The following is a 21,207-nucleotide window of genomic DNA, read 5'->3' as shown; positions in this document are numbered from 1 at the left end:
CTCACTTGAGCGGCGAATTTTTACGTTCGATGCTATAACGTTCAATTTCTTTATAAGAAACTGTTTTAGATTTACGTTTTTTCACATCGACGAGCGTTACCCTGTCAGTACAGGAATAGCAAGGGTCAAGGCTACCGATAATCAATGGCGCATCGGATACGGTATTTCCTTGCAACATATAACGTAATACAGGCCAGTTAGCATAAGTCGCTGCACGACAACGCCAGCGGAAGAGTTTTTGGTTATCACCCAACATACTCCAGTGAACATCTTCACCGCGTGGTGCTTCTGTAAAGCCCAGTGCAAATTTATAAGGTTGATAAGTAAAGCCTTCCGTTAATAAAGGCCCTTCTGGCAGGTTATCTAAGGCATATTCAATCATTGCCATTGAATCCAATACTTCTTTAATACGCACCATCACACGAGAGAATACATCGCCACCTTCATAACTAAAAAGAGTGAGAGGGAGATTGCCATAATCGGCAAATGGATGGTCAAAACGCACATCACGTTTAAAGCCACTCGCTCTGATCATAGGGCCTACAGGGCTAAAATCACGAGCCACTTTCTTATCTAAAATACCTACGCCGACAGTACGCTGTTCCATATTAGGGGTTGATAGAAGTATATCTACCAATTCAGTGACTTCACGACGCATTTCTCTAACTAGTTGAATAGTTTTAAGGCGCTGATCTTTTAAGATATCGCGACGAATACCACCAATTAAGTTTAAGCCATACGTTTTACGTGCGCCGGTGAGCATTTCTGCAATCTGCATTGATTTTTCACGAATGCGGAAAAATTGCATAAAGCCAGTATCAAAACCTGTAAAGTGACTCGCTAAACCAATATTTAATAAATGGCTATGAAGGCGTTCAACTTCTAATAAGATTGAACGAATGGTATGCGCACGACGAGGCACTTCAATACCTAATGCATTTTCAACAGAAGTCACATAGGCCACACTGTGAGTGAAACCACAGATACCACACACGCGATCTGATAAAAATGTCACTTCGTTATAACCCATTCGGGTTTCAGCCAGCTTTTCCATACCACGGTGAACATAGAACATGCGGTAATCTGCATCGACAATATTTTCACCGTCTACAAATAAACGGAAATGTCCAGGCTCATCTGAAGTAATGTGCATAGGGCCGATTGGTACAACACGCGCATCTTGCTTACCTTCATTCACAAAAGGGTAAGTCTCAACTTCTGTCGTTGGAGCCGGACGTTGACGATAATCCATCGCATCTTTACGCAATGGATACATCTCTTCAGGCCAGTCATCTGGAAGCACTAAACGACGCTCATCAGGTAAACCAACGGGAATAAGGCCATACATATCACGGATTTCACGTTCACCCCAGACAGCAGCTGGCACTCGCGGGGTTACAGACGGAAATTCTAGCGTAATTGGACTAACATGGGCTTTAACTACAACCCAACATTTTTCACCCTCTTCCATTGATAATGCGTAGTACACGGCATAATCCCCGTTTAAACTACGTTCGTCATTACCAAATAAAACCGGCAACCAACCGCCTAAGCCGTAATACAAGTATTCCACCACTTCAGGGAGTGATTCTGTTTTTACTGTTATCGTCAATTGATCAGCGGTTTGTCGCTCTTCATCAAGAACAGCTGATGGGAATTTTTCACGAACTTTGGCAACATAATCTCCACCTAGTTCTTTTCCCTCTTTTCTACTGACATAATTTTGGTAGCTCACGTTACATCTCCTGAACTGATGTGGATTGATTGCTGATTAAAGTTGTTGGCCATGCATAATTTGGTGATTCATTTTTATCAATATTCATCACGATATTAGCGGCATTTTCTAACAGCTCGCTGACAGGCTTAGGAATGTGAGTTCCCATTAACAACATAAGGGCAATCAAAATGACCATTGGTAATGTGGTTAAGATCCCCAGTTCACCTTTAGCAACAACATCAGGTTTTGGACCAAAGACAGTTTTCGCCACCATACGAACTAATCCACCTAATACTATGGTTAATAACAATAATAGTAGAATAGTTAAACCTATGTGCTGAGAAGCTAAACCTGCCACAACAATCATAAATTCACTGATAAAGACGTTGAAAGGAGGCATACCTCCTAACGCTAACGCACCACCAGCAAAAAGAGCCGCACTTAATGGCATCACTTTAAACATGCCTTTTACGACATTTAAATCACGTGTACCGTATTTCAATAGCACGTTACCAGAGCCACAGAACAACAGTGCTTTCGCTAAACTATGGTTTAAGGTGTGGAATAAAGCCGCCAAAATACCGATTGGTCCGCCAATTCCTAACGCGACGGCAATTAATCCCATGTTTTCCACACTGGAATACGCTAAAAGACGTTTCATATCGCGCTGAATAAGAATAAAGAAAGCCGCGATAGCAACAGAGAGGAAACCAAAGATTAACAGTAAGTTACGTGTGAACTCAGTGCCAATAGCAGCATCGATAATGATGTAGTAACGAATAATGATTAATAGAGCACAGTTCAGTAACACTGCCGATAACAAAGCACTGACTGGGCTTGGTGCTTCACTGTGCGCATCTGGTAACCAAGCATGCATTGGGAATAACCCCGTTTTGGTACCAAAACCGATTAAAATAAAGACAAAAGCTAAATGCATCAGAGTTGGGTCTAACTGGTCTGTATATTTCAACACTTCAGTCCAGAAAATGGCCTGATCTGGATCAGGCATAAAGCTTGCAGCATTGGCATAAACCAAAATAGTACCAAAAAGACCAAACGCGACACCGACACTACAGATGATGATGTACTTCCACGCTGCTTCCAAAGAAGAACGTTGACCATAAATTCCCACTAAGAATGCAGAGCTTAGGGTTGTTGCTTCAATGGCTGCCCACATTAAGATCAGGTTATTACTGGTGATCGCTAATAACATGGTGAATAAAAACAGGTGGAAGAAGCCATAGTAATTACACAAAGTACGTACTGAGATTTCACCCTCATCCACTTCGTGGCTCATATAGCCAATAGAATAAAGCCCCGTTAAAAAGCCAATAATGCCTAAGATTGCTAGGAATAATGCGCCTAAGCTATCAACGTGAACCCAATTAGCCGCCGCCAATATTTCGCCATGAGACATGACATCTGCCACAGTTCCTAATGCGGCGACTAACAAGACGGTGATACCAATTGCATGAATGCCTGTCACAATAGGACGAGCACCCGCTTTTAATAACGGACTCAGAAACGCCAATATTGAAAATACCAACGGCGCAAACATTAAAATTGTTAACATGGTTGTTTGGTTCATCTCCTCACCCCTTCAGCGCGGTCAGTTGATCCACGTTCAGTGTGTTGAGCGTGCGGTAAATCTTACGAGCCAACACTGCCATCACAATCACAGCAAAGATGGCGTCAGTGGCGATACCGATTTCGACCAGTTCTGGTGCTCTCCAAGCTAATAATGCCAGTGTTAAGTGAGAGCCGTTTTCCATTAAGCAGTAACCAAAAGCTTGTTTTAGGATATTACGTTGAGTCACAATACAAAGTAGCCCCAACATAAAGTGCCCCAAAGAAACTGCGAGTGCAGGTTTCAAATCAACAACCATTGGTATTTGAATTGGTTCAACCACAAACCAGCTTAAAATGACGATAACAGCCGCCAGCAACATCAATAGTGCGGGGCTAATAACACTGATATTCGCACTAGGATCTGATAACTTACGGAATGCAAATCCTAAAATAAGTGGAACAAGCAGAACTTTAGTAAAGAAGGCGGTAATCGCCCAAAGTGTCAGTTGGTGTGCATCTAACGTATTAGCCAAGGTGACAAAAATCATCACCAAGACGAAAGATTGCAATGCATAGAACCAACAAGAAGCAATCGGCTTTTTCGCGCCAATTACCAATAGCGAAGTTATCATCATTAACCCCGCCAAATTGTTTACGATAAGTGCTCCAGTCATGATTTATCTCCCTTATCCTAGCCAAGTGACTGCGATAACACTGGATGCAAAGGACATAATAATCAGTATTCCAATGACAATTTGCATCGCCATAGGAACGGGTTGTCCTTCCTCAACTTCTTTACTTGGCTTGCCCGGTACAACACGACCAAACCAGTAGATAAACCAAGTGAAGCTAGCCACAGACTCAATCAGCACTAGCACCATAATTGGTGTCATCACCCAGAAAATACTCGACAGTTCAAAACCTGCAGCAAAAATTGGGAATTTACTAAAGAAGCCATTAAGTGGTGGAACACCTGCAATTGCCAATGCGGCGACACAGAACCCCACACCCAATAATGGATATTTATTAATTAACCCTTTTAAGCGAGGCAACATACGAGTACCGCAGCTATAGCTCAATGCACCAGCAACTAAGAAGAACAAACTTTTAGCAAAGGCATGGTTAAAGATATAAGCGATACCGCCTTCAAACGCTTCGCGCGGTCCAAAGATAGAGATAGATAATGCGAGGAAGATATAAGAGAGCTGAGTAATGGTTGACCATGCTAACAGGCGTTTCATATCTTTTTGTGGCAGATACATCATAAAGCCATAAATCAACGTGATAACCGCCATAGTAATACCCACCCACCCAATAAGATGAGGGACATCTCCATCAGCTGACATAATCGCACGAGCAAAGATATAAACACCGACTTTCACCATTGATGCTGCGTGTAAGTAAGCACTCACAGGAGTTGGTGCTTCCATCGCATCAGGTAACCAAGCTTGTAGTGGTAGTTGAGCTGATTTACCCCAAGCAGCAAAGAGGATACCGCCAAACACAATCAGTTTGGTTGGTTCATCTAAGGTGGCAATGGCGGTTAATTCAAATGTACCCGTACTCACAAATAAAGTTGCTGCTGCGAGATAAAGACCGATTGAAGCAACGTGAGTGATCAACAACGCTTTCATTGCTGAACGGAGTGATTTTTCAGATTGGTAGTAACCGATTAATCCCCAAGAACATCCCCCTGTGATTTCAAAAAATAGGAGTTGCCCCAAAATAGTCGATGAAAGGACTAAACCAGCCATTGCTCCAATAAAAATCAGCAAGAAGGCATAATAGCGACGAGTACCATCATGTGGATGCTCACGGTTGCCGTTAGTCAGATAGCCAGTAGAGTAAAAACTCACTAACAATCCTAAGAACACAACAGCGAAAGCAATCAAAGTACTGACACGGTCAATGGTAAAACCAAAGAGCGCGACATCACCATATTGTACTAGCGTAATTGTGGTATCGACTTTACCTTCAGCGAGGAACTGCCAACCTAAAACAACCGTTCCTAATGTGGCTAATAAAGCGAACAGTGTACATAACCACTTCGCCATCCGATTTGGCATTAAGGACGTAATCAACGCCCCCGCAAATGGGATGAGTAAGGTCGCAAGAGCTATATTTTCCATTGTAATCATCGCTCCTTATAGACCGGTTAAATAGAAAACAAGAGCCAGTGCCGCAACACCGAATCCTAACCATGTCACATGGTGAGTCAGCAGGAAGCGACCACGCGCTAAACTGTTTTCAACCAATGACGCTAATACAAACACCACTAACAATTTCACTGCCATTAAAACTAACGCTATGATCAGTGCAATAAAGGTGAATTCTGTTGCTTTACCGAAAGGAATAAATATGGCTAAGAACAGTTCAGCCACCACGACTTGTTTTAAGCCAAGACCTAGTTTCACCATGGCAAAACCAGAGCCTGAATACTCAGTTAATGGTCCTTCTTGTAACTCCTGTTCAGCTTCAGCAACGTCAAATGGCATTTTGCCCATTTCGATAAATGCCGCAAAAGCACAAGCTAATAAGGCTAACAGTGTGGCTGTGGGTGATACCCAACCTTGAGCCAGTGTTGCACTGATGGTGCCAACGTTGGTTGAACCTACAATTAAAGCCACCACAATCAGCGATAACACTAAAATTGGCTCAACTAACACACCCAATGTTAATTCACGACTAGCACCAATACCCGCAAATGGGCTTCCTGAATCCAGACCAGATAAAGAGAAGAAGAAACGATAAAGTGCAAACAAATAAATCAGTGCGATAAGATCAGCCGCACCCGCAAACAGTGACGTTGCAGTAAAGACGGGCAGTGCCATAGCAACCACTAACATACTTCCGAGTAACACATACGGCATCACTTGGAAGATCACACCAGATTGCTCGGGCGCTACTGATTGGCGTTTAAATAACTTAAAGATATCTCGATAATCTTGCAAAATTCCGGGGCCTCGACGCGAATGCATCTTGGCACGAATTGTGCGCGAAATACCTGTACATAATGGGGTTATCGCCAGCAAAAAGAGTGCTTGAATTAATGCGAATATTCCCATCATTAACGTAGGTGCTTCTTGGAAAGTCATAAGTCCCTCTCCTTACGCTGCGATGACTAAAAGCAAGATGACCAGCGCTGCGACAACGTAGAGACAATAGAGTCTGAAATCCCCGCCTTGTAGGCATTGGATACGTTTTGCAAAGCGTTGGATACCACGAACCAGAGGATAAATAATGCGTTCATCCCAGAATGGTTCGACCTTTTCAGCACCGAGCTGTGTTTTATTAAAACCACGAGACAGCAATGGAGATGGATCAAGTTGTTTACGCATACGATAAAGCGGTGCAAACATGCTACGTAATGCTTGAGTAAAGCCACCTGCTGATACTGCCATGTCTTTTTCCCATACATAACCACACGCCCAAGGGTTACCTTTACGACGAAACGCAGGTTGATTGCCCTTTAGGCCGAGATAAATCAGGAATGGGATAAGCGGTAAGGCAATTAATAAAACAAATGTTAATGCTGGAGAGAACATTGCTTGTGATGCGGTATCAGGAACAAGCATTGTGCCTTGAGTCACGGTTAATGCACTGGTTTCGCTAAGTGACATTGCAATGTTTGCAATAATTGGCGCAACAAAAGCAGCCCCAACACCTAATACAACACAGAATAGTGCTAATAAACCCATTGCAATCGTCATTGGTAAAGGCACTTCTTTCGCTTTTGTTGCTTGCTCGCTACGCGGGCCACCACAGAAGCTAACACCATAGACTTTAACGAAACACATGGCCGCTAATGCCCCTGTAATTGCCAACATAATAATGGCAATTGGACCACTTAAGCGCATTACAAAGTTACCTTCGTAACTCATCGAGAAAAGGGATTGATAGGTATACCATTCACTCACAAAACCATTTAATGGTGGTAACGCTGAAATCGCCATACAACCAATTAGGAAGGCGGTTGCGGTATAAGGCATTAGTTTTGCTAAGCCCCCCATTTTATCCATATCACGAGTGTGAATTTGGTTAATAATGGCACCGGCACCAAGGAATAATAATCCTTTGAACACCGCATGGTTTAATAAGTGATATAAAGCGCCTAATAGGCCAAGTGCTGCTATAACAGGATGATCGGTTGCCATTCCTACCATGCCAACACCCACACCCATTAAAATGATGCCGATATTTTCAACGGTGTGCCATGCGAGTAAGCGTTTTAAGTCATGCTCTGCTAAGGCGTACATAACACCTAATACAGAAGAAACAGCACCAAACCCAAGAACAACAATGCCCCACCACATTTCTGTGGCACCTAATAAATCGATACCGACTTTGATTATCCCAAAGATACCAATTTTAACCATGACACCTGACATTAATGCCGATGCGTGTGAAGGTGCTGCGGGGTGGGCTTTTGGTAACCAACTGTGTAATGGCAACATACCGGCTTTGGCACCAAAACCAAAGAAACCCAGTAAGAACACCACAGAGGCCATTGCAGGAGAAAGAGAGAGTTGACGGAATGAATCAAAATCAAGGCTACCACTTTCACGCCACATCAAGAAGAAGGCAATCATGATTAACACGGAGCCTGCGTGAGCGATAAAGAAATAAAGTAAACCTGCGTGAATAGATTCGTCATCTTGATCAGCAATAACTAAGAACCAAGAAGCTAGTGACATCATTTCGAATAGGATAATAAAGTAGAACGCATTATCCATCACTACTAAGCCAACCATAGAAGCAATAAACAGATTCATAAAGAATCCCATGCTCCAAGCGCCACGTCCTTTATATTCTTGCACATAAGCAAGAGAATAAAGCGCGCACACACTGACCAATAATGAAATGACGAACACCATAAAGGCGCCTAACATATCCATGCGTACCACGAAGGCAGCAAATTCAAATGGGCCTGCCGCGGTAAATGTGGCGATTTCACCACCAAAAATAACCGGTAATGCACTTAAAACACCTAATACACCGCCGATGATTGCGCTGATCCCTGAAATAAGGATTGCCAACCCTTCCTGTCTCTTTAAAAACAGTGCAATAACGCCACCAACAACATACAGGATGACTGACCACAGCAGTAACTGAAGAGGTTCCATATTACTTCCGCTCCTGTGTCAAAGTAGATAAATCGTCAAGACTCGTAATAGGTTCCATCACAGAATCTAAGCGACGCGTTTTCATCTGCTCTTCAAGTTTGTCTTCTTCAACTAAATGCAATGCATCTGTCGGACACACCTTGACACAAGCAGGGCCTTCATCAGAGAAAGCACACAAATCGCATTTCACTGCAATTGCACGAATACCCACATTCCACGCAAGAAATGGGTTGGTTGTTGGAAGACTTGCTGGCACATCGGCCAACATCTCTTCTGGAACAAAATGTTCAAAGACAGCTGGTAAGTTAACGGGTTTGCTACCTGATGGTGTAATTGCCCCAAAGGGACAAACCAGACCACATAACTTACAGCCAATACACAGGCTCTCATTAAGAAAGATCATATTATCTTCATGAGTAATGGCATTGACTGGACACACGCGAGCACAAGGAGCATCCTCACAGTGCCGACAAAGCATCGGGGCTGTCTGATCCTCCACTTTTACCACTGTAAGACGCGGATGCGCCTGTAATCCCACAGCTTGGTGAACTTCCGAACAAGCTGCCATACAGGTATTACACCCTATGCATCGTTGTGGCTCTGCAATTACAAAGCGATTCATTCGCCACATCCTCCGAGAAAAACGTTTAACAGCATTACTGTCGTCAATTTTTCTTTAGATGAAGCATATTTCGTGCCAAGAGATGACTTATTTTATTTTCATTTAAAATCAATAAATTAAAAAACAGAAAGGAAACAAAAAATGACGTGTCGACAATTATGACGTTGACAGTAAGTGGTGAGTCCTAAACAACAATTTTGTCATCACTATGATGAGGTATCAAAAATGGCAGAGCACAAAGAAAAAAATAGCTGAATTATCTTTAGATAACTCAGCTAAGTTCAAATACGTAATATTAATATTTTCTTTTATAACATAAGATTAAGGCATTAAAGGCGATACCAGTGGTGTTCTTTCATCATTAACCACTTTACCAAAACGCTCACTGCCTGCATTCCAATCGGTGATTGCTTGTTGAATTTCTTCTTTGCTACGACCAATAAAATTCCACCACATCAAAATTTTTTCATTTAAAGGTTCGCCACCTAAGAAAAGAATTTGAGCATTATCACTTAGTTCAATCGTTAGTGATTCAGTGTTTTGTATTCCAATATAAGCAAGTTCATTCGCAGCAAAGGTTTCCCCTTCTATTGTCATTTCTCCAGTTAAGACAAAAAGCCCATATTCATATTTAGGATTTAATGATAAAGGAATCCGAGTAGCATGTTTTGCCATAATATCTATGCCAACCATGGGTAATAAACATAATACGGGGGAATTGTAGTTTTGATAATCACCGATTAGTAACGTGAAATCAGCGCCATCGGCTTGCCATTTAGGGAGATCAGGATAGTGATCAAAGCGCGGTGGCATATTTCTTTTATCTTTTGGTAGCACTATCCATAATTGTGCCAGATGAACTTCTTTTTTATCACCGTGACTATCTTCTGAATGGCTAATACCGTGACCTGCTGTCATTAAATTCACTTGTTGAGGTCGAATAACTTGCTGAAAGCCGAGGCTATCGCGATGCAAAATTTCCCCTTCTAACATCCAAGTAAAAGTTTGCAAGCCAATATGGGGATGTGGAGAAATAGCTAATTTATCGACAGTGTCATTAAAAACAGTGGGGCCTAAATGGTCGAGAAAACACCAAGGCCCAACTAATCGTTGTTTTTTATCAGGTAAAGCACGATAAGTTTCAATCCCTCCAACATCACGGGTTTTAGAGGTAATACGTAATGGGGCATTTACTGCATCAGAGTGTTGATGTTCCATTGTTCACCTACTTTTAATTTATTGTTAAGCCATAAAAATGCTTTATTTATTATCTAGTATAGATACTAGATCTTTATCTATTTAATAAGCAAAATATATCACTTAAGCAAAAAATAAGCCTGATAATTCAGGCTTATAAAAGTGAATAATAATAATGACTTAAATTTTATAAATTTTCTTTTCTATTTGTCTCATTGAATTTAAGCCAGATTGCAAATCTTCTGGTGTTGCTTCAGAAAAACCTTCTGTAAAGGTCGCTGACAAATAAGCATCAACCATCATTTTAGCTTTAAACGGTGTTATTAATAAGCCACCCATTGCCATCATATTACAGTTATTAATGATCTTACAAAAACGGGCTGTCGTGATACTTTCACATACACCACAATAAACATTTTTATGTTTATTCGCACTAATGCTCACCCCCATTCCTGTACCACAGAAAACAAAGCCAATATATTCAGGATGTTCAGAAATAATTGAGCCTACTTTATCACCTACATCACAATAGCCAATAGGGCCTGATTCTGTGAGATCTTTTATTGTGTAATTTTTTTCTAACAAATACGTTTTAATCGTATTTTTAAGTTCAAATCCTGAAGGGTCAGCGCCCATAATAATCGTTCTATTTTCCATATAGCCTCCTAAAATAACTCAAGCACTACTGGTAAATATAACTAATTGATAATATTCAAATTTAAAATAAATTTAAAGACTATTATTTATATTTAACCTACATAAAGTATAGATTAAAATTCTATTACTTGTGTTTAAGTATGGGGGATTTACAAAAAATAAGAAGAAATAAAGAAATGGAAATTCATTCCATAAAAAAAGTATTTAACCTATAAAATAAGTTAAATCTTTTATGTCATAAATTGAATTGATAAAAAAATAAAAGAGATATATCAAAGTAAATGTCTATATTGAAAGGGTTTCCCTAGTACAACTAAAATATAAAATAAAGATCAATAATATTACAGGATTAATGTTTTTATCTATACTCTTCAATATCTCTTAAAGGAAAGTCAAAAAACTTAAAATAAATATTGCTGTGGATTATCTTTACCAAAACAACCTACACATTCATTCTAAGAAAATGGTTATTTTTTACCAATTCCAATATTGAATAGAGCATTCATTTTTGGCATTTAAAATATAATGAAGGGATAAATAAATTAGGAACAAAATAATAACATAAAAAATTAAATAATGCAGTAATACAAATTAATCAATTTTTTAGAAAGAAAATAGTATAGTTTATTCAATTATTATAAATTAAAACAAAAAAATACCGCAGATAGTTAACATTATCTGCGGTAATTAATTATTGTACTTAACGTTGTACTCAGTAAAATAATCTACGCGATTATTTTACACGTGATACGTATTCGCCTGAACGAGTATCAACTTTGATAACTTCACCAATTTGTACAAACAGTGGAACCTTAACAACAGCGCCAGTGCTTAATGTTGCTGGTTTACCACCTGTACCTGCGGTGTCACCTTTCAGACCTGGATCAGTATCAACGATTTCTAATTCAACAAAGTTTGGTGGAATAACAGCAATAGGACGATTATCCCACAGTGTTACGATACACTCAGCTTGGTCGATCAACCATTTAGCATTATCACCAACAGCTTTTTCGTCTGCAGCTAATTGTTCGAAAGTTTCATTGTTCATGAAATGCCAGAACTCACCGTCGTTGTACAGGTAAGTTAAGTTGATATCCATGACATCAGCACCTTCTGCTGAATCAGTAGATTTAAATGTTTTTTCCAGTAATTTGTTAGAGATCAGTTTACGCAGACGTACACGAGCAAATGCCTGACCTTTACCAGGTTTAACAAATTCACATTCAGTAATGACGGCTGGCTCGCCATCTAACATGATTTTAAGACCTGAACGAAAATCGTTGGTATTATAAGAAGCCATGAATATCCTCTAACTTTTTTAATTTAAAATGGCATAGCCAAAAAATGGCACACATTGTAACTCATAATCACCCCACCAGAGAAGTCTGGTTAACACAACTCGCGCAGGCAATCAGTGATCCTGTTGAATTACTCCAACTTTTAGCATTGGAACATCACGCTGATCTCCAAAAAGGGGCTCAGGCGCGACGGCTTTTTCCGCTACGGGTTCCCCGTGAATTCGTTGCACGCATGAAAAAAGGCGATCCTAACGATCCATTACTTTTACAAGTATTAACTGCAAATGCTGAATTTACCATAACACCGGGATTTTCTACGGATCCGTTAGATGAGCAACAAAATGCGGTGCCAGGTTTATTACATAAATATCAGAATCGTGCATTGCTTCTGGTCAAAGGTGGTTGCGCTGTCAATTGTCGCTACTGTTTTCGTCGTCATTTTCCCTATGAAGACAACAAAGGAAACAAGGCTAATTGGCAAAAGGCAATAGAGTATATCAAAAATAACCCAAAACTCGATGAAATCATCTTCTCTGGGGGCGATCCTCTTATGGCGAAAGATGATGAGCTTGATTGGTTAATAACACAACTAGAAGCGATCCCCCATCTTAAACGTTTACGTATCCACTCTCGCTTACCTGTGGTTATTCCTGCTCGCGTCACTGATGCACTATGTCAGCGCTTACAACAATCACGTTTGCAAAATATTATGGTACTGCATACCAATCACGCTAATGAAATTGATGACGCATTGAGAGAAGCCTGTTTAAAGCTAAAAAAGGCCAATGTCACTTTATTAAATCAAGGTGTGTTATTGCGTGGGGTTAACGACAGTGCTGAAGTCCTTGCCGATTTAAGTCGTGCCTTATTTGATGCAGGTGTTATGCCTTATTACTTGCATGTTCTAGATAAAGTACAAGGTGCGGCTCACTTTATGGTGCCAGACAGTGAAGCTAGAGAAATTATGAAAGGGCTTATGAGCTTAGTATCAGGTTATATGGTGCCTAAACTCACGCGTGAAATTGGTGGTGAACCAAGTAAGACGTTACTTGATTTAGGGTTACGTCAAGAGTGATCCCTGATGCTAACCGATACTATTTACGTTTAGATTATATAATTAACCCAACATAATCACACAAAAGTGACTACACTATAAAGATAGGTTTGGTGGTGATTTTCATAAAAATCATTTATCTAATTAAGTTATGTTCACTTTCTTTCATTATGAAAAAGCACCTTCTTGGGTGCTTTTTTGTCTTTTAAATCAGTGAACACTTAAATAGTATTGAGGAGACAATATGAACATAATGGTAATCGGTGCAAAAGGGCGAGTTGGGCATAAATTAGTTGGAACACTATTAGCTAATGGGCACCATGTCATCGGAACTACCAGAAAAATCTCACACTCATCTAAAATCAAAGATTCACATTATCGTGAAATTGAACTAGATATCACAAAACCTTTGTCTTCCATTTCTCATAAATTCCCTGAACATTTAGATGCCATCTATTTTACAACAGGCTCTAGAGGGGAAGATCTATTACAGGTTGATCTACATGGTGCTGTAAAAACCATGCAAATTGCCATGGAGAAAGGTATAAAAAGATATATCATGCTTAGTGCAGTAAATTCTTTATTACCTGATAAATGGACCACATTAGTTGATTATTTTACTGCTAAATATTTTGCAGATCTTTATCTGATCAATCAGACCAACCTCGATTACACAATAATTCAAGCTGGTTATTTAACTGAACACTCAGGAACACATAAGATCTGCACAAAAAAAGAAGAAATACCCGCTGATGGCGAAATATCTATTGATAATGTAGCGTTAACGCTTGCTGAAATTTTAGATAAGAAGAATACCTTTAAAAAATGTATTCCAATATTAGATGGTGATATCGAGATAAAAGAGGCTATTAAGCAGATCTAAATACTCAATAGAATTTGCCCTTAATAATAAAAAAACAAACCTGACCCCAAAGAAAAAAGTATTGAGGTCAGGTCTTGGTACTTAAAAAGTAACCACGTATTCAATTACTGACACTTATAAACTTGCCCACTCATTTTGCTATCTAATGGTGCAAAGCTATCAACAAAGCTACCTGCGCCAGTACCAACGTTAAAAATAACGTTACCACCCATTGAGGCTGCTTTATTACGTAAGTCGTTAGCAGCACCTCGCAGTGATTGGCTTTCAGTACGGGAACCTGATAACCAGTTATTTTGAACACCTGTCACTGTTCCTAATAATTGGCATTCACTGCCTGGTTGCGTATCAGTGATTTGTACCTGTGAGCCAGCAGTGCTTAATGTGTTTGTTGCAGAACAGCCTGCTAATAACAACGCTGCAGCAGCTCCCAATAACAATTTAATTCGCATGATCCCCTCATTTATTTGAGTGTCCGTTTAGTCAAGACAACAATATACCTTGTCATCCCTCTTATGCGCAAAAATAAATCATTATTACTATCTCACATTAGCCAATAGCCTTAAGATATTATTTTCGCTTTAAACTTATTTTAACGTATAAATTCGGCTTTGAGATAGACAAAGCAACAATGCCCCTATTCTACACCGCTTTTATGCTTTTAAAATGATCTGTCCTATTTTCAGCCTACACAGTGCGAGAATGAACACACTATTTGTTCATTTTTTAAAAATCGTCAGACAATCAATCATCATCTGACGATAATATTGGCCTAAATTAACTCAAATGATGATTCAGCGCTTCTTCTTTTAAATCTAATTCATGACGTAAACGATGATAAATATGTTCACTAATATGACGAGATTTACGCAGTTGTTGCAATGCATCACGTTCAACCTTTAATGCACTACGAGATAATTTTCGCTCCATACTAAACAAGCGCTTAAGATCAAGCGCACCTTCTTGCACACTATCTTCACTATCAAGGCGGCGACTGTAGATCTCTAATAAATGAGAGCCTGCTTCTATGCGTAGCGACATTTCATCTAAGTCTTCGCAAGGTTGATTCATTAATTCATTGATATGTGCAATTGCTGCTTCATTTAAGGCTAAACGTGTACGAATTTCATCATCCTCATATGGTAAGTCTTCTGAGAGCCCTTTAGTTAAAATCGGCAATGCGATTGTTGCGATTAATAATGAGCAAAGAATAACTCCCATAGCAATAAAGATAGCGAGATCACGCGTTGGGAATGGCGAGCCGTCAGTCATTAATAAAGGAAGTGTTAAAATACCAGCTAATGTAATTGCACCTCTCACACCAGCAGTTGCCATAATCGCCATTAAACGCAGATCATGACGAGATAAACGTTTATTAGGTGAACGAAAAACGGTAAGTGACATTGATACCCAAACCCATGTAAAACGCAGTACAGCAAGTCCTACAGTGATCACGATAATGTAACCTAAAACAGCCCAAGGGTTAGTAGCCCCAGCGGATTGCGTCACTTCAGGTAAAATTTTCCACATTGCCGGAAGTTGTTCACCTAATAAAATAAAGATCATGCCGTTAAGTGCAACTTGAACCGTATCCCAAACCGCTTTACTTTGCATACGTGTGGCCGCTTGCATACGGCCAACAATTTTTTCATAGTGCATTGCAATACCTGCAACCACTGCAGCTAAGATCCCCGATACATGGAAATGCTCTGCCAATAAATAGGCAAAAAATGGCATTAATAAACTAATCAAAATTTGGATTGCAGGATCTTCACCAGTGCGTCTCACCAAAAACTGATTAAACCGCCCTATAATACCTGCCACAATTAAACCAATTGCCGCCCCACCTAAAGCCACAACTAAAAATTGTCCTGTTGCTGAAGCAATAGAAAAAGATCCCGTTAATGCAGCCGCAACCGCAAAGCTAAAACAAACTAAACCTGTTGCGTCATTAAGTAACGATTCCCCTTCTAAAATATGCGTCATACGAGAAGGAAGTGGCGAATTTACAGTCATTGCAGATACTGAAACAGGATCGGTTGGAGACAAAATTGCTGCTAAAGCAAATGCAATCGCAAGCGAAATAGAAGGAATAAGCCAGTGAATAAAAAAGCCCATGCCAATTACGGTGACAACCACTAAACCGATCGCCAATGACATAATAGGTTTAATTTCTTGAAATAGTGCCTCTTTAGGGATACGCCACCCATCTAAAAATAGAAGCGGTGGAATAAAGAGGAACAAAAAAAGATGTGGATCAAAAGCCACCTCAAAACCAAAAATCGACAAACAAGCCCCTACAGCTATTTGGATCAATGGCAGAGGAATTTTTTCTGACAATAATCGTGAGATAAACACACTCACAATCACAGCAAAAAGAAAAATAAGTACAATCGCGACGACAGACATGGTGGATACCCCAATTTATTTAATTATTTTTAAGCGATGCAGTAAAAACGATCTGTTGTCTCGTTGTAAAGAAATAAGTTGTTTCTAATTATATAAAAAACAAATTATCTGATAATTCTGAAATAAAACAGCATAAAAAAACCCGAGCCTAAGCTCGGGTTTTTCGTGTAAAACAGTTAGCTGATGAATTACATCATGCCGCCCATTCCACCCATGCCGCCCATACCACCAGCGCCACCTAAATCCATTTTGTCATCTTTAGGTGAATCAGTGATCATCGCTTCTGTTGTGATCATCAGACCTGCGATAGATGCAGCAAATTGCAGTGCAGAACGAGTAACTTTAGTTGGATCTAAGATACCCATATCAATCATATCGCCGTAAGCATCAGTTGCAGCGTTATAACCGTAGTTACCTTCACCCGCTTTCACGTTGTTTACAATAACAGATGGTTCTTCACCTGCGTTAGCAACGATTTGACGCATTGGAGATTCCATTGCACGTAATGCAACACGGATACCCACGGTTTGTTCTTCGTTATCACCAATCATCTCACGCAGAGCGTTAGCAACACGAACCAGTGCAGTACCACCACCAGCAACAACGCCTTCTTCAACAGCTGCACGAGTTGCATGCAGAGCATCGTCAACACGAGCGCGTTTTTCTTTCATTTCAACTTCAGTTGCTGCACCGACTTTAATTACTGCAACACCGCCAGCTAATTTAGCAACGCGTTCTTGTAATTTTTCACGGTCATAATCTGAAGTTGCATCTTCGATTTGTTGACGGATTTGAGCTACACGACCGCTGATTGCGTCTTGGTCACCTAAACCATCAATGATTGTGGTAGTGTCTTTGTTGATAACAACACGTTTTGCTTGACCTAAGTCTTCTAAGGTTGCTTTTTCTAACTCCATGCCGATTTCTTCAGAAATGACAGCACCGTTAGTTAACGTTGCGATATCTTGTAACATTGCTTTACGGCGATCACCAAAACCAGGTGCTTTAACCGCAGCAACTTTAACGATACCACGCATGTTGTTTACAACTAAGGTTGCCAGTGCTTCGCCTTCAACATCTTCTGCAATGATAAGCAGAGGTTTGTTAGCTTTAGCAACACCTTCTAAAACAGGCAGTAATTCACGGATGTTAGACACTTTTTTGTCAACTAACAGAATGAATGGGTTTTCTAATTCTGCTGTACCTGTTTCATGTTTGTTGATGAAGTAAGGAGACAGATAACCGCGGTCAAACTGCATACCTTCAACAACATCTAGCTCATCTTCTAAGCCAGTACCTTCTTCAACAGTGATAACACCTTCTTTACCTACTTTATCCATCGCTTGCGCGATCAGAGTACCGACGGTTTCATCAGCGTTAGCAGAAATTGTACCAACTTGAGCAATCGCTTTAGTATCTGAACATGGAACAGACAGTTTTTTCAGTTCTTCGACAGCAGCAATAACTGCTTTATCGATACCACGTTTCAGATCCATTGGGTTCATGCCAGCGGCAACGGCTTTTAAACCTTCGGCAATAATTGATTGTGCTAATACTGTTGCAGTTGTAGTACCGTCACCAGCCGCATCATTGGCTTTAGAAGCAACTTCTTTCACCATCTGCGCACCCATGTTCTCGAATTTATCTTCAAGTTCAATTTCACGTGCGACAGATACACCATCTTTAGTAATAACAGGTGAGCCGAAAGATTTATCTAAAACAACGTTACGACCTTTAGGGCCTAAAGTTACTTTAACTGCATCTGCAAGAACATTAACACCACGTAACATTTTATTACGAGCATCTACACCGAATTTGACGTCTTTAGCTGCCATCGTATATTTCCTTTGAATTCGTTCAGTTTAAGAAGATCTTAAAAGAGAAAAATTATTCTTCTACAATTGCTAAAATGTCGCTTTCAGACATGATAAGCACGTCTTCGTTATCAATTTTTTCTGTTTTAACGCCATAACCGTCGTTAAAAATTACGATATCGCCAACTTTAACATCCAGTGGTTTAACGTCGCCGTTTTCCATAATACGGCCTTGACCTACGGCTAAGATTTCGCCACGAGTAGATTTACCCGCCGCTGTGCCAGTAAGGACGATACCGCCTGCTGATTTAGCTTCGACTTCTTTACGTTTAACAATAACACGGTCATGTAATGGACGAATCTTCATTAATAGTGCTCCTATAAAAAAGTCCATATCAGGATTAAGGTTGATACCAGTGCCTAAGATGAACCAGTACCATGACGATACAGGTGGGGGCATCCGGTAAAACTTCAAGGGGAGAAGTGTGTTTTTTTTTCAAATTTTCCCCTTTTTAGTCGATTATGCTTTGGGCTAATTATTTTTTATCAGAAAAATGGTCGTTATCCTGATCTTCACCCTTATTATTCAGTTGGTTACTTGGTGAATCTTCTTTGCGCTGATACTCACCTTCAAAAGTGGTGCCATTTTGACTAGAAGAAAATCCACTTTGTCCGTTACTACCTGAATAAACACGAATACGAGAAATTAATTTTGTCACTAACAGTGCTTGTAACGGTGGCAGTAATAACAGCAAACCTAAGAAGTCCGTAAAGAAGCCGGGGATCAGCAATAAAATACCCGCCAGTATTAACGAAACGCTTTTCACCATTTCAGCAGCAGGCACTTCACCCACGGCAAGTTTTTGCTGCATTGAAGCAATATTTTTTACGCCCTGATTTTTTACCAATGAGACACCAACACAAGAAGTCAGCACCACAAGGAATAGTGTTGTAAGTACGCCAATCGAAGATGCTACATTGACGAAAATAACAGCTTCTACATAGATAAGAAGACAAATAACAATTAATGGGAGCCAACGCACTTGGTTCTCCTTTTTATAAAAAAAGATTCATATTATTAATAGAAAGGAGTGTGAACTACATCTAAGGTGATGGTTTACGAACTCGCTTTTTCTTAGTTTATCTACATAATAATGGGGAGCCTAACACTCCTTTTCAAGGGGCGTTAAAAAGAGAAGTAGAACTGTAAAATCCATGAGATAGATCACAAAAAGAAAATATTTAGACGTTATTTACGTATAAAGTGATCCAGCTTAAAGGTATTTGTTCACAACCCGAATATGATCGTGTCAGTACCAAGCAAAACGGTAAGTTATATTACATTATTAACCGTTAACGATATATTTTATTAACAAGCGCATAACTAGACAGTTAAAATTTTAATAAGAAGGTTCTCATGTCAAATAAAACTCGTATCGAAGAAGACCTGTTAGGTAAAAGAGAAGTTCCTGCTGATGCTTACTATGGCGTCCACACTTTACGTGCAATTGAAAACTTCTACATCAGTGATCGTACCATCAATGATGTTCCAGAATTCATCCGCGGTATGGTAATGGTGAAAAAAGCCGCAGCATTAGCAAACAAAGAACTTCACACTATTCCTCGTGAAATCGCTGATACGATTATCAAAGCCTGTGACGTAGTATTAGAAACAGGTAAACACATGGATCAATTCCCAGTTGATGTATTCCAAGGCGGTGCGGGTACTTCATTAAATATGAATACCAATGAAGTTATCGCAAACATCGGTCTGGAATTAATGGGCCACCAAAAAGGTGAATACCAATACCTGAACCCGAATGACCACGTCAATAAGAGCCAATCAACAAACGACGCTTATCCTTGTGGTTTCCGTGTAGCGGTTTATAACTCTGTTATCAAATTAACTGAATCTATCGAACTGCTGAAAGCAGGTTTTGATAGAAAAGCAGTTGAGTTTAAAGACATCCTGAAAATGGGTCGTACTCAATTACAAGATGCTGTACCAATGACTTTAGGTCAAGAATTCCACGCTTTCTCTGTACTGATGAAAGAAGAAATCAAAAACCTGAAACGCACTGCTGAGTTACTGTTAGAAATGAACTTAGGTGCAACAGCTATCGGTACTGGTCTGAACACAGCACCAGGTTACCAAAAACTGTCTGTTGAAAAACTGGCAGAAGTAACTGGTTTAGCTTGTGTTCCAGCAGAAGACTTAATTGAAGCAACTTCTGACTGTGGTGCTTATGTAATGGTTCACGGCGCATTAAAACGCTTAGCTGTGAAAATGTCTAAAATCTGTAATGACTTACGTTTACTGTCCTCTGGTCCTCGTGCAGGTCTGAAAGAAATCAATCTTCCAGAACTACAAGCAGGTTCTTCAATCATGCCAGCTAAAGTAAACCCAGTTATTCCAGAAGTTGTTAACCAAGCTTGCTTTAAAGTTATCGGTAATGACACTTGTGTAACAATGGCTGCTGAAGCAGGTCAATTACAATTAAACGTAATGGAACCTGCAATCGGTCAAGCAATGTTCGAATCAATCTCTCTGTTAAGCAACGCTTGCCGTAACTTAGTAGAAAAATGTGTTGATGGTATCACTGCGAATAAAGACGTCTGTGAACACTTCGTATTTAGCTCAATCGGTATCGTTACTTATCTGAACCCATTCATTGGTCACCATAACGGCGACATCGTTGGTAAGATTTGTGCAGAAACTGGTAAGAGTGTACGAGAAGTTGTTCTAGAACGCGGTTTATTAACCGAAGAACAACTGGATGATATCTTCTCTATCGAGAACTTAAAAAACCCGGCTTACAAAGCAAAACGCTTCGATGATTAATAATTGTGTTTTATAACATGACACT

The 21,207-nt window shown here is 39.9% G+C and carries 18 protein-coding genes; 3 read left to right on the top strand and 15 right to left on the bottom strand.

Annotated features, from left to right (window positions below; translation table 11 throughout):
* Position 1: 1 nt before the first annotated feature.
* The 10 genes from GWI68_RS08380 to efp form a co-directional block, all read right to left on the bottom strand.
* A complete protein-coding gene (locus GWI68_RS08380) occupies positions 2-1,735 on the bottom strand; it encodes a hydrogenase large subunit (RefSeq protein WP_166539981.1) in 1,734 nt (577 codons plus the stop codon).
* A gap of 1 nt (position 1,736) precedes the next feature.
* A complete protein-coding gene (locus GWI68_RS08375) occupies positions 1,737-3,305 on the bottom strand; it encodes a hydrogenase 4 subunit F (RefSeq protein WP_109408333.1) in 1,569 nt (522 codons plus the stop codon).
* A 4-nt stretch (positions 3,306-3,309) separates the two neighbouring features.
* Complete coding sequence (gene hyfE / locus GWI68_RS08370; protein ID WP_036934333.1) at positions 3,310-3,960, bottom strand: hydrogenase 4 membrane subunit; 651 nt, start codon at positions 3,958-3,960, stop codon at positions 3,310-3,312.
* A gap of 12 nt (positions 3,961-3,972) precedes the next feature.
* Entirely contained in the window at positions 3,973-5,424 is a 1,452-nt protein-coding gene (locus tag GWI68_RS08365) for a hydrogenase 4 subunit D (protein WP_109408334.1), read from the bottom strand.
* Positions 5,425-5,430: 6 nt separating this feature from the next.
* Positions 5,431-6,381, bottom strand: coding sequence for a respiratory chain complex I subunit 1 family protein (locus GWI68_RS08360; protein WP_036934336.1), 951 nt, complete (start codon positions 6,379-6,381; stop codon positions 5,431-5,433).
* A 12-nt stretch (positions 6,382-6,393) separates the two neighbouring features.
* A complete protein-coding gene (gene hyfB / locus GWI68_RS08355; protein ID WP_109408335.1) occupies positions 6,394-8,409 on the bottom strand; it encodes a hydrogenase 4 subunit B in 2,016 nt (671 codons plus the stop codon).
* 1 nt (position 8,410) lies between these two features.
* Complete coding sequence (locus tag GWI68_RS08350) at positions 8,411-9,031, bottom strand: 4Fe-4S dicluster domain-containing protein (protein ID WP_072069038.1); 621 nt, start codon at positions 9,029-9,031, stop codon at positions 8,411-8,413.
* A 321-nt stretch (positions 9,032-9,352) separates the two neighbouring features.
* Positions 9,353-10,249, bottom strand: coding sequence for a pirin family protein (locus tag GWI68_RS08345; protein WP_166539979.1), 897 nt, complete (start codon positions 10,247-10,249; stop codon positions 9,353-9,355).
* Positions 10,250-10,408: 159 nt separating this feature from the next.
* Complete coding sequence (locus GWI68_RS08340) at positions 10,409-10,885, bottom strand: RpiB/LacA/LacB family sugar-phosphate isomerase (RefSeq protein ID WP_109408338.1); 477 nt, start codon at positions 10,883-10,885, stop codon at positions 10,409-10,411.
* Between the two features lie 733 nt (positions 10,886-11,618).
* On the bottom strand, positions 11,619-12,185 hold the full coding sequence (gene efp / locus GWI68_RS08335; RefSeq protein ID WP_006536168.1) for an elongation factor P: 567 nt from the start codon (positions 12,183-12,185) through the stop codon (positions 11,619-11,621).
* A 44-nt stretch (positions 12,186-12,229) separates the two neighbouring features.
* On the opposite strand from efp, the gene epmB reads away from it, so the two are divergent.
* Together epmB and GWI68_RS08325 are read left to right on the top strand one after the other, a co-directional pair.
* Positions 12,230-13,258, top strand: coding sequence for an EF-P beta-lysylation protein EpmB (gene epmB, locus GWI68_RS08330; protein WP_109408339.1), 1,029 nt, complete (start codon positions 12,230-12,232; stop codon positions 13,256-13,258).
* Between the two features lie 223 nt (positions 13,259-13,481).
* Positions 13,482-14,120 carry an NAD(P)H-binding protein gene (locus GWI68_RS08325; RefSeq protein ID WP_166539978.1) on the top strand — a complete coding sequence of 213 codons (639 nt, stop codon included), beginning with the start codon at positions 13,482-13,484 and terminating at the stop codon, positions 14,118-14,120.
* Positions 14,121-14,224: 104 nt separating this feature from the next.
* On the opposite strand, the gene GWI68_RS08320 is transcribed toward GWI68_RS08325, so the two are convergent.
* The 5 genes from GWI68_RS08320 to GWI68_RS08300 form a co-directional block, all read right to left on the bottom strand.
* Entirely contained in the window at positions 14,225-14,569 is a 345-nt protein-coding gene (locus GWI68_RS08320; RefSeq protein ID WP_166539977.1) for a DUF4156 domain-containing protein, read from the bottom strand.
* 325 nt (positions 14,570-14,894) lie between these two features.
* Complete coding sequence (locus GWI68_RS08315; protein WP_109408341.1) at positions 14,895-16,526, bottom strand: Na+/H+ antiporter; 1,632 nt, start codon at positions 16,524-16,526, stop codon at positions 14,895-14,897.
* A 188-nt stretch (positions 16,527-16,714) separates the two neighbouring features.
* Entirely contained in the window at positions 16,715-18,361 is a 1,647-nt protein-coding gene (gene groL, locus GWI68_RS08310) for a chaperonin GroEL (RefSeq protein WP_166539976.1), read from the bottom strand.
* A gap of 52 nt (positions 18,362-18,413) precedes the next feature.
* Positions 18,414-18,707: a co-chaperone GroES gene (locus tag GWI68_RS08305; protein ID WP_036914050.1), complete on the bottom strand. Its 294-nt coding sequence runs from the start codon at positions 18,705-18,707 to the stop codon at positions 18,414-18,416.
* A 169-nt stretch (positions 18,708-18,876) separates the two neighbouring features.
* A complete protein-coding gene (locus GWI68_RS08300) occupies positions 18,877-19,383 on the bottom strand; it encodes an FxsA family protein (RefSeq protein ID WP_109408343.1) in 507 nt (168 codons plus the stop codon).
* Positions 19,384-19,757: 374 nt separating this feature from the next.
* On the opposite strand from GWI68_RS08300, the gene aspA reads away from it, so the two are divergent.
* On the top strand, positions 19,758-21,182 hold the full coding sequence (aspA, locus tag GWI68_RS08295; RefSeq protein WP_109408344.1) for an aspartate ammonia-lyase: 1,425 nt from the start codon (positions 19,758-19,760) through the stop codon (positions 21,180-21,182).
* Positions 21,183-21,207: the final 25 nt, after the last annotated feature.

The sequence above is a fragment of the Proteus sp. G2669 genome (assembly GCF_009915245.1).
Lineage (GTDB): Bacteria > Pseudomonadota > Gammaproteobacteria > Enterobacterales > Enterobacteriaceae > Proteus.
The sequence above is the reverse complement of the archived record's forward strand: the minus strand, read 5'-3'. Positions and strand labels throughout refer to the sequence as shown.